At 34.6% G+C, this 9,820-nt stretch carries 9 protein-coding genes and 3 pseudogenes; 7 read left to right on the top strand and 5 right to left on the bottom strand.

What is annotated here, in order from left to right:
- Positions 1–42: 42 nt before the first annotated feature.
- Together CEF19_RS19360 and CEF19_RS24150 are read right to left on the bottom strand one after the other, a co-directional pair.
- Complete coding sequence (locus CEF19_RS19360; protein WP_100407585.1) at positions 43–510, bottom strand: hypothetical protein; 468 nt, start codon at positions 508–510, stop codon at positions 43–45.
- Between the two features lie 517 nt (positions 511–1,027).
- Positions 1,028–1,507 (bottom strand): annotated as a pseudogene (locus CEF19_RS24150) (SMI1/KNR4 family protein); the annotation flags it as partial.
- Positions 1,508–1,824: 317 nt separating this feature from the next.
- Here CEF19_RS24150 and CEF19_RS19350 point away from each other — a divergent pair.
- Positions 1,825–2,772: pseudogene (locus CEF19_RS19350) on the top strand (IS110 family transposase); the annotation flags it as partial.
- Positions 2,773–2,917: 145 nt separating this feature from the next.
- On the opposite strand, the gene CEF19_RS19345 reads toward CEF19_RS19350, so the two are convergent.
- Positions 2,918–3,448, bottom strand: coding sequence for a PadR family transcriptional regulator (locus CEF19_RS19345; RefSeq protein ID WP_100407583.1), 531 nt, complete (start codon positions 3,446–3,448; stop codon positions 2,918–2,920).
- A gap of 486 nt (positions 3,449–3,934) precedes the next feature.
- Here CEF19_RS19345 and CEF19_RS19340 point away from each other — a divergent pair, with 486 nt between their 5' ends.
- From CEF19_RS19340 to CEF19_RS19320, 5 genes and pseudogenes are all read left to right on the top strand, one after another.
- Positions 3,935–4,621 (top strand): alpha/beta fold hydrolase, encoded by a 687-nt coding sequence (locus CEF19_RS19340; protein ID WP_157801017.1) that lies wholly within the window; start codon positions 3,935–3,937, stop codon positions 4,619–4,621.
- Positions 4,618–5,508 (top strand): COX15/CtaA family protein, encoded by an 891-nt coding sequence (locus CEF19_RS19335; protein ID WP_100407581.1) that lies wholly within the window; start codon positions 4,618–4,620, stop codon positions 5,506–5,508. Before CEF19_RS19340 ends, CEF19_RS19335 begins: the two co-directional genes overlap by 4 nt.
- 139 nt (positions 5,509–5,647) lie before the next feature.
- Positions 5,648–5,890 (top strand): tyrosine-type recombinase/integrase, encoded by a 243-nt coding sequence (locus CEF19_RS19330; protein ID WP_227522033.1) that lies wholly within the window; start codon positions 5,648–5,650, stop codon positions 5,888–5,890.
- A 56-nt stretch (positions 5,891–5,946) separates the two neighbouring features.
- A pseudogene (locus CEF19_RS23865) lies at positions 5,947–6,168 on the top strand (IS110 family transposase); the annotation flags it as partial.
- A gap of 229 nt (positions 6,169–6,397) precedes the next feature.
- Positions 6,398–6,988 (top strand): DUF6944 family repetitive protein, encoded by a 591-nt coding sequence (locus tag CEF19_RS19320; protein ID WP_100407579.1) that lies wholly within the window; start codon positions 6,398–6,400, stop codon positions 6,986–6,988.
- Positions 6,989–7,272: 284 nt separating this feature from the next.
- Here CEF19_RS19320 and CEF19_RS19315 read toward each other — a convergent pair whose 3' ends face one another.
- Positions 7,273–7,488: a hypothetical protein gene (locus CEF19_RS19315; RefSeq protein WP_100407578.1), complete on the bottom strand. Its 216-nt coding sequence runs from the start codon at positions 7,486–7,488 to the stop codon at positions 7,273–7,275.
- A 773-nt stretch (positions 7,489–8,261) separates the two neighbouring features.
- On the opposite strand from CEF19_RS19315, the gene CEF19_RS19310 reads away from it, so the two are divergent.
- The gene (locus CEF19_RS19310; RefSeq protein WP_100407577.1) at positions 8,262–8,510 is read left to right on the top strand and encodes a hypothetical protein; all 249 of its coding nucleotides are present in this window, start codon (positions 8,262–8,264) and stop codon (positions 8,508–8,510) included.
- A 441-nt stretch (positions 8,511–8,951) separates the two neighbouring features.
- Here CEF19_RS19310 and CEF19_RS19305 read toward each other — a convergent pair.
- The coding region (locus tag CEF19_RS19305) for an apiosidase-like domain-containing protein (RefSeq protein ID WP_198510325.1) at positions 8,952–9,820 on the bottom strand (869 nt) is incomplete at its 5' end.

The raw sequence follows: 9,820 nt of genomic DNA, 5'->3' as shown, positions 1-9,820 counted from the left end.
GACAACTTCAGTTATTCCACTCAAGCACCCGGTAGTTGAAAATTACTTTCGTATTATCTCTTCATTTATATACTCGAATGAATTGGTCATCCTCCCTATCGTTTCTGAATTATAAGCCTCTATTTTGTAATCGCAAAATTGTGTATCAATAACTTCTATTAGTAATAATAAGTTTTGTTCATTTAATGTTATTGTATCTAGATTAAACCAGTATTGTTTTAATGCGACCCTCAATCTATAGGAGTTATTACTCAATCGAAGAACATTTTCAGCAGACTGAGTAGTAAATATTAAACGTTGAAGTCTTTCATGTAGCTGACCGTTTTCAGTTTCACTTTCTAATTGTGACTCAATTGCCATTTTTAATCCATGACTATCAGCTAATACCGCATTTAGTTTATATGATATAACTTCATCAATTATAGTTTGCTTGTGGTTATTACTATAAAGTAAGTATCCATTGAAAATTATCGAAAAAACTAGAATTGAAAGTACTATTTTCTGTTTCATTTTCACTCCCCCTTTTGCTCTATATAACTTTAACACTCCCGTCCAGTTTAAAAAATATAAAATTTATCTCCTTAAAGCTCCGTTCGCACAATAAGCCAAAGGAGCTGCCATTATGACAGCTCCAGCTCTTTCAATAAAGCTACCCGTTAGCACAATAATAAAATACCATAAATAGGCATATGTCTTTGTAATCTTACAAACCTGCAAAATACATATCAGCAAAATATTTTATTTCATTATCATTCCGTAGAATTTCCACAATACTTTCTACACACTTTGTGGACAGTATTCCGTTTTCATAAAAATGATAAGCATAATTGGCTGCTGTTTCTCTTATTTCTAATTTAGAATGTTGAAGCAGTTTAATTAAGCTCTGCTCAATAAATTGCTTTTGGTCAGTGGCATTTAATGAAAGGTAATCTAATGCGTAGGCAATTTCTAACTCATTATTAGCTGAAAATGTATCGTTGATTTCAGTTACTGTCCATCGACGTTGCAAGTCGTCTGTATACTCATCTTCAGATTCTAAGGGTTGTACATATAGTCCTTTTAGAAAGGAGTCAAAGTTTGGAGCCAATTCAATAATGTGTTCTTCATCAACATCAATTAAAATAACAGGAGGTTCAGTTTTCCTACTCCTATAATCAAGTGCAATCCACGAATGTCCATCTCCAGAAATTAGTATAACATTCTTAGGTAAACCCCATTCTTGAATTAAATACTCACTTTCTAATATTCCTTTTTCCTTACCCAATCCTATTCCAAAGAAATGGTCAACATTAACATGGTCATGAGCCCAAGATGTTGGTATATCTGAAGGATGTGCATTAAATTTGATATAACCACCATTTTGTTGGTTCAAGATACTTATGTAGGCATCTGGTAACTTAATTTTCAATTTTTCTTCTGCCTTTTCTACAATCTCAATTGTTAATAGTTCTAGTTTTCCGTAATCATTATCTTCTTGCCAGATGTTTTTCACACTAAAGTCCCCCATGAAAGTTTAATTATCTTCTCAACACAAGAAGTGACTACTCTTGTTGTACTATTCTGCTCCTTCGTATTATAAGGTCAGCCAGATAAGAAAATATTTCTGGTTGACCTTATTTTATATGGTCTTATTATAACAGTAGCCAGGGGTAAAACGTAACTGCTCGTGGGGCTTCGATCCCGTCAAGTAAACAGTTTGCCCCCTACTTGTAGAAACATGATTGAGGCTGGTTGGGACGTAGATCTCGTATAACAAGCGAAGCTGTGATACTGCAAGAAGAAATTAGGGGTACCGGTTAGTTAATAATTTGGAGGGGATTTAGAATGAATCCAGTCATTGGTCTTGATGTGTCAAAGGGAGAAAGTCAGGTTCAAGCTTTTTTAGATAAAGGGAAACCATACCGTAAAAGCTTTAAAGTATCACATATTAATGAGGGGCTTGAATCCCTTGTGGAATTCATTGAAGGTTTGACTGCTGAAACAGGGAAGAAACCTCCGGTTATTCTAGAAGCCACAGGACACTACCAAACTCCTGTTGTTCACTATCTTGAGGAACGAGGCTATCTTTTAATCATCATTAATCCATTAATTTCTTACAAGGCCAAGAGCTCGAGCTTACGAAAGGTCAAAACGGACGCTATTGATGCTTATCTTCTGTGCGAACTCTTCTATAAAGAGGAGCTTGAACCATATAAAAAACGCGGTGTCCAACTTTTAAACTTACGTAATCTTACGAGACAACATGAGAATATTACTGGTACTTTAATTCAGACAAAACTACAATTTCAAGCGATTTTAGATCAAGTATTTCCTGAATTTAGAGGAGTGTTTGGGGATTTATATTCTGTTGTGTCCCTATTAACTTTAAAGGAATACCCTTCGTCTGAAGATATTTTAAATGCCAGTGATGAGACCTTAACCGACAAAATACACGAGTTCTGTAAGAGTCGTTCACGAAGTTGGGCTAGTGATAAATCAGCACAAATCAAAGCTGCGGCAATTCGAAATCCGTTTGAGAGAGCCGTTTATTAGAGTCACATTTTGAGTCTTGGAATGTTTATTAATACTATTCTCCAATACAAAGAGCACCTATCAAAGTTAGAATCAGAGATAGATGCCCTTGCGCAAGAAATTGAAGAATATGAAATTATCAAATCAATTCCTGGTATCGGAGAAAAGATCGCTGCAACGATTATATCCGAGATTGGGGAAATTGATCGATTTAATCACCCCAAGAAGCTAGTCGCTTTCGCGGGAGTGGATCCGATCGTTTTACCCATAAATAAATGTATTAGGCGCCTCCCCTTTTAAAAAAATGAATGAGCTGCGTCTACTTGAGTATTGTCTTTTCCCTTAAATTTCAGATGTTTATTTTCATAGTAGTGAAATAAAGAAAATGCAATGGACGTATGGCTTGTTACTTAGTTTCATTGATATATTGTTTTGCCCACTTACACCATTCCAAGTACATTTCAGAATACCTTATTCCATATTCAACTGTTAATATAGTGCCTACGTCTCGTTCTTCTTGACTGTTAAAGTGTTCTTGCCACTTTTTTGTCATACTTAAAATTTTATCTTCTCTCTCTATAACATCATCTAACAATTTATTAATTTCAACAACCGATAAAAAAGGAAAAATAGTCGTTTTAATTAAGAAATCATCTTTAATTTTTGCTGGTTTTAAAGGTTCTTCAATTGCCCAGCGTATTAAGTCCTTCTTACCTGTATCTGTAAGAGAGTATACTTTTTTATTTGGTAAGATTCCTTGAATTACTAATTCGTGATCTATCAAGTTATCGTTTTCCATTTTATGCAATTCTGTATAGATTTGGCTATGAGTAGAACTCCAAAAATAAATCATCTGTTGCTTAAATATTCTCACCACATCATAACCTGTTACTGATTTTTTAGAAATTATCCCTAACAAAGCATAACGTAAGCTCATAAAACATCAATTCCTTAATATTTGTCCATATAAAGAAATTATAGCATATTAACTTGACCAAAGTATTAATCATTGTTTAATATAACCATAGTTTCATATGTCTAAAAAGACATATGAAAAAAAGGGGGGGTTATATGATTTCCTTTACCAAGTTCTTATCGGCACATGGAAATCCTACTTGTTGTGATTTTTCGTCAATCTGAAGGCTTGATGTTGAGCTCTGGTAACGGCTTAGCATTTTACCTGTCTTTTCCCGTTGTGTTTATAGTCAAGTTGTTTGGAGCTTTACTTTAATTCTGGTTAAATGAGATACTTCCAAAAAAATTCTAGAAAGGAAAATTATTCTTTAATTTTAATTAGTGGATTGTCTATACTTCTCTGCTTAATTGGATTTGGAATAGTTCGGTTATAATGATGAAAAAAATTCTCAACAAAAAAGCGTTATTTATTTCGTTTATCACTTTAGGTATAGTAGTAATCTTGAGCTTGTCTTTATTTTTTATATGGACTCAAAATACATTTAGTGCGATAGATGCTAATCAAATCGAAATAGAGGATATCAAGAAATCAGAGGATGGATGGTATATCTATAAAGCGGTAAATGCTGATAAAGGGTTAATACTCTATCCTGGTGCAAAAGTTGAACCTGAAGCATATGCCTATTTAGCACAAGAGTTATCAAAGCAAAATATTACAGTAGCTATACCCTCAGTTAGATTAAATTTGTCAATTCTAGATGTTTCAAAAGCAAATGAAGTAATAGAGAATGATAATCGCATTGAATGGTATATTGCTGGTCATTCAATGGGAGGAGCAGCAGCGGCTATGTATGCAGATCAATATTTAGACAGAATAAACGGGCTAATATTACTTGGTGCATATGCAGCAAGCAATGATTTTTTAAGTGAATCCAACTTACCCGTTTTATCCATAAGCGGGTCAGAGGATGGATTAAGTACTCCTGAAAAAATTAAAGAAAACAGCTCGAACTTACCACAAAGAACCAATTTCATTGAAATTTCAGGCGGTAACCATGCTTATTTTGGTGTATATGGTAGCCAGTCCGGCGACAATGAAGCTCAGATAACAGTTAGTGAACAACAAGCAACCATCATAGATTCAATTGTTAATTGGTTGGAAAGTGATCATGTCACTAGCCAAGGTGAAACATGAAAAAGTTAAGACTTTATTCAATTTCAACAACAATTATCGTGCTATTTGTCCTTTTGCAAGGTTCCGTTGTCACCAAAACAGGATCTGGTCAAGGATGTGGAACGACATGGCCGCTCTGTTTTGGGGATGTCATTCCATATAATCCAACGCTAGAAACTATTATTGAGTACACCCATAGATTAATCTCCAGCGTTGCAGGGATGTTGGTTTTAATATTATCGTTCTGGTCATGGCGTAAATTGAATTATATTAAAGAAATAAAATTCTTTGCTATTCTTGCTTCGGCTGCCATTATTATTCAAGGTTTAATGGGAGCTGGACAAGTTGTATTTGGACAACCTCCATTAATTATGGCATTACATTTTGGTTTTTCAGCAATCTCTTTAGCAGCCGTTTTAACGATTACCTTTTTTACATTTGAAAAACAATTTAATAACGTCACAGTACAGGTTGGAATACATTTTAAGCGTTTTATCATTTTTATTACTATTTATGCTTATGCTGCTATCTATACAGGTGCATTTGTAAAGCATATGGGAGCTGCTACAGCTTGTACTGGTTTTCCTTTATGTAATGGAGAATTTGTCTTATTTAGCCAAGGAACCATTGTTTTTGCTCAGATGTTTCATCGTTTAGCAGGCATGTTGTTAACCGTTTTTGTTATAGTGTTTGTTTTATGGGTATTAAAACTATATAAGCATCAACGTCTATTATTAAGTCTCAGTTTTGTTAGTTTATCACTAATATTTTTACAGCTTTTAAGTGGTGTAGGAATGGTGTTAACTTATAATCAAAACTTAACGATTGGAATTATCCATGCACTAGTAATCTCTATTTTGTTTTCTCTATTCACCTATATCGCTGTCATAACAAGAAGAATTATGTGATATTTTTTAATGGTAATTATAGAAGTGGATAAGAAATGTCGCCAAATTATGTATCAACATTCACAAGTGCTTTTCAATTCTTCCTTTTATGTATGTAGGAAAGCTGATTAGGCAAATTACGCGTTTTGAAGAAATGCAAATGATATTGTTGATAGAGCGAAGATTAATAGAAAGTAGAGAGGATAAAGATACAATTATCTTTGTAACAGAAAGACATCCCCATCAAATGAGACACAGCTATGCAACTAATTTATTAAATAATGGTGCCCCCATTGAAGTGATACCAATTTTAATGGGACATGAGAATAGTGAAACAACTCGTATATATGCTGAATTAAGTGGTAGGCTTAGGAAGGAACTTTATCAGAAGCATTTCTACTAAACTAAATAGGAGCAACGTGTTTAGATTACGACGTTGCTCCATTTAACTCTTGCACCCAAGGGAGTTATGTCCCTAATCGAAATCAACGTCACTTACGAGAACTCGTTCGTTACCGTCGCAGTATCATTGAAGAAAGAGCTCGGCAGCACAACAGAATTCAGAAGGTTTTAGAAGGTGCGAATATTAAACTAGCTTCTGTTGTATCTGACATTATGGGTATCTCTAGTCGTGATATGCTTCGAGCTATCGCTGAAGGTGAAGAGGACCCTGAAAAACTATGGTCGGATCGACCTTAATTGACTGGGATGCGAGGATTTTTTAATCAACTATCCTGCCACAATAGTTGAAGAAGGGATATCATTACTATCTAAAAATTTACGACACAACTTTAAAACAAAACACTCCCCCTAGAATATACTCTTATAAGATATAAAAAGTACAATCTTTTTAATAATGATTTGCATAAACCATTATAAAGACTTTTTTTCTAAAGGGCGGTAGATAAATGTGGCAAATTCATTAGAAGTTATTAGCAATTGGATTGCGGCTATTGGTGCTACTATTGGTGCAATCGGTCAAACAAACATATTATATGAAAATCGTTATATAGGGCAACAGTTATCAGTTATTGGAAAAGGTGGTCAAGGCGTAGGGAGTGCTCTCGTAGCAATTTTAGAAGACAATCCACAGGCAGAGATTGGAAACTGGTTAATTGCAGGTGGAGCAAGTACAGTTTCTTATATAAATGCAAGAGAACTTCCTAAAGAATTTAGAAAAGACATTCTTAATCAAAAAAATCCTTTTGGAAACTTACAACAAAAGGATTTAAAAGACATTGAAAATAGGCAGATTTCTATTATTGGAAATGCAATACAGTCAATCGGTGCCTATTTAATAGCAATAGAAAAAGAACATCCTAAAAAGGTTTTAGGAGCTAAGGTGCAGTCTATTGGCTCATTAATTGAAGCGATCGGAGAATATAAGAATTTGTACTCCTTAGAAGAATTAGCTCAACTACTAGCTGTCTTAGGCGGATGGTTACAGTCAATCGGAACATCATTAGTTGCTATTGGAGTTACAGAAGAGTATTGGCATTGAAAGACTTATATGTTAAGTAATAAGAAATCGTCTTTTAAATACAGAGCTATACGCAAAAGCATTTAATATTCAGTGCTTTTGCTAATAATATTAAGAATTTAATATGCATATTTCAATTATTACTCTTTCACTCTTCTGCTTCGATAGTAAGAAATAGGAGCTTCTGAACGCCAACTCCTGTTGTTAAACTCAAGAAGAAGTTTTGTCTCTTTTCTCTAAATAACTATCATACGCATCTTGAACTTTGTCCTTCTTTGGTACAATACTTTTGTGAATATCATTGATTAAAAACAACCCTCTAAATAAGCAGCCAACAACATGCTTATAATGGATAGAGCAAACCAATTTTTATTTTCCTGTTTTTTATCTCTCGTTAGATTAACAATTGGAAGTATCCAAGCAATTAGTCCAAGCACTAGACTTCCAAGATTAAGTAAACCAAACACCAATCCCCCTTTTGAACTTGTTGTTTTTTGGTTCTTGTTAAGTAATTCTGGCATTTATCCACAATAGGAGCTCACGCAACGACAACTCCTTATTGAATATTCGCTCCAGTTTGCACAATAAATAAACTATGCCATTAGATAGTAATAATACCAATAAGAATTATCCAACCAATCGTAAAATGAACTTTTTTTCAATCACTTTTGTTTTACCTAAAATAGTAAAAATGATACCAATTAAACCGATAAAAACAACACTACTAATGAAATAAGAGGTATTCACAATAAAGAGATTTGGAAACTTTTGAACAAGTCCCCATATAACGTTTTTTCAAACCAAAACCTCCAAATTTATAATTATCTTTTTTTACAGACAAAATACTATAACCTTCCCTGTTTTATTTTTCTTCCGTTAACCTGCTTCTTAGTTCAGTATCCACAAAAAGATCGTTAACCCTTCTAGGATCAACGCACCCGTTAATTCAATAAGGGCAAACTTTATTTAAGATAGCAATTAAACAAGCCGATAATCCCTGTTCCCATGTGAAAGACTAAATCTTCCTTCGGATAAACGATAGCACATAATGTCTTCACTCGGTCCAAAACGTTTCCCAGCCTGCTTAGGTAATCTGCCGAATAATCTTTAAATACTGTGATCTTTATTCAAATCCCTCCTTTTAATTTACTCTTATCATTATGTTTACCTAAAGAGCTTTTTTAGTTTATTTACCTAAAATCAGGCTCGTTTTCTGGGTATAAGTCCACTTAATTTCATTATTTAAACATATAGTGTTTATGTATAGTGAACTTATTAGAAAGGAGAGATTTTAATGAATTATCATAATCAACCCCAAATGAATTCTAACGAATTACAACATTTTTATTACCTTGATTCTTTAAATGGACAACAGCGTTTTGGGCAACTCGAGGGACAGCCTATTGGACAGTCCTATGGACAGCCGCCTTATTATCCCCCTTATCCCCCTCGACCACCACGCTGTCGTTGGGTTCGTGAATGTAGATGGGTACGCCGGTGTAGAGATGACTACTACCCCTATGATAATAATTACGACTACTAATCTGGAAGAGACCTTTACTTAAAGGGTTGGAGATTTTCTCTCTAACTCTTTAATACTTAAATGTTTATTGTATATGCAAGACCTGACTGTTGTGAGCCACTAACTACTTCCTGGCTCTTTAGTGTAACATTAATTTCCTTTTATGTATCATAACAAAGAAAATGAGTCCTTGTTTTTAATACAGGAACGTACCCTTTACTTTAATTGCATTTCTTCACAATCTGTGTTTTTCTGTAAATGTCCTAAATTATCACCGAGTGTTATTCAAATCTGGCCCTAAAATAAAAATAAGCGCTCATCCTTGTTGCAGGAAAGCGCCCATTTTATTGTAGATGTTATTAAAGAAAAGAACCCGATTGCGAAGATCAAGATAATAATCATGATTGCTACTTTAACTTCCTGAACTAACGCACCTTAAGATAAAACTGGAATTCCTCTCAACTACCATGCTGGAAAAACTTTCTTAACCTCTGATGGTACAGGCATTTCTCCATAAATTTGTGCTTTGCCAGGTCTTGTTGCACGATTCTCTCTGCACTCTATCACACATACCCAATCCTGCTCTGTTCCGCGAGTTGGTGTTACTATCTTAATTGCGTCATTTTTTAATACTTCTGTTAATTGAATTGGTTCTTCTGAAGTAACATTATTTTGTAAATAGCATTGTCCATCTCTCGGATTAAACCACCACATGTGTAAATCATCGCTTTTTAACCTGCCTACATCTATTGTTTCTTCTCCACCTGATGGGAAATACACACAAATGAATTCCCCTTCATTTATACACGCCTGATTATGTTCATCGAGGATATCTTCCTTCTTATGACGTTGTTCAGTTAGTATTTTCTGAGATGGTGTACACTGACTTAAGTCTCTTGATTCAAGAAAGTCACGCAGGATTTTTATTTGCCATGCGCCAGGCCTGTCAAGAGCTTCAAACCAAGAATATGTTCTCCAACTGTCTCTTTCCTTTTCTGAAATCATACACCACACAGAGGCATGACCATATGTATGTCCAAAAGACCCGGCAAACAAACTCCAATAAGCACGTTTTCTTACCATCCAACCTCCATGATATTCAAATTGTGTTCCTGGAACTGGAAAAGCTGTTGGCATTTGTTCATAGGCAGGTTCTGCATCAAATACTGGCATAGGCTGTTCTGTGTCATAATATGTTTTTACTAAATCATAATTTTTTGGCGTTAACCCATGTCCTGATTGAATCATGATAAATGATATCCAAGCCTCTTCGTCCGTCCAATAAGACATGGTTGAGCATTCCCCCGTCTCCAGTTCATGACATGGATGAT

The organism is Bacillus solitudinis (assembly GCF_002797395.1).
In the GTDB taxonomy this organism is placed as follows: domain Bacteria; phylum Bacillota; class Bacilli; order Bacillales; family Bacillaceae_D; genus Halalkalibacter_A; species Halalkalibacter_A solitudinis.
This window is presented reverse-complemented; position numbering and strand designations above follow the sequence as displayed.

Excerpts from the sequence above, each read along its gene's own strand:
- CEF19_RS19345 (WP_100407583.1), bottom strand. The coding sequence starts at position 3,448 with ATGAGCTTACGTTATGCTTTGTTAGGGATAATTTCTAAAAAATCAGTA.
- CEF19_RS19310 (WP_100407577.1), top strand. The coding sequence starts at position 8,262 with ATGAATTATCATAATCAACCCCAAATGAATTCTAACGAATTACAACAT.
- CEF19_RS19315 (WP_100407578.1), bottom strand. The coding sequence starts at position 7,488 with ATGCCAGAATTACTTAACAAGAACCAAAAAACAACAAGTTCAAAAGGG.
- CEF19_RS19330 (WP_227522033.1), top strand. The coding sequence starts at position 5,648 with ATGATATTGTTGATAGAGCGAAGATTAATAGAAAGTAGAGAGGATAAA.
- CEF19_RS19335 (WP_100407581.1), top strand. The coding sequence starts at position 4,618 with ATGAAAAAGTTAAGACTTTATTCAATTTCAACAACAATTATCGTGCTA.
- CEF19_RS19360 (WP_100407585.1), bottom strand. The coding sequence starts at position 510 with ATGAAACAGAAAATAGTACTTTCAATTCTAGTTTTTTCGATAATTTTC.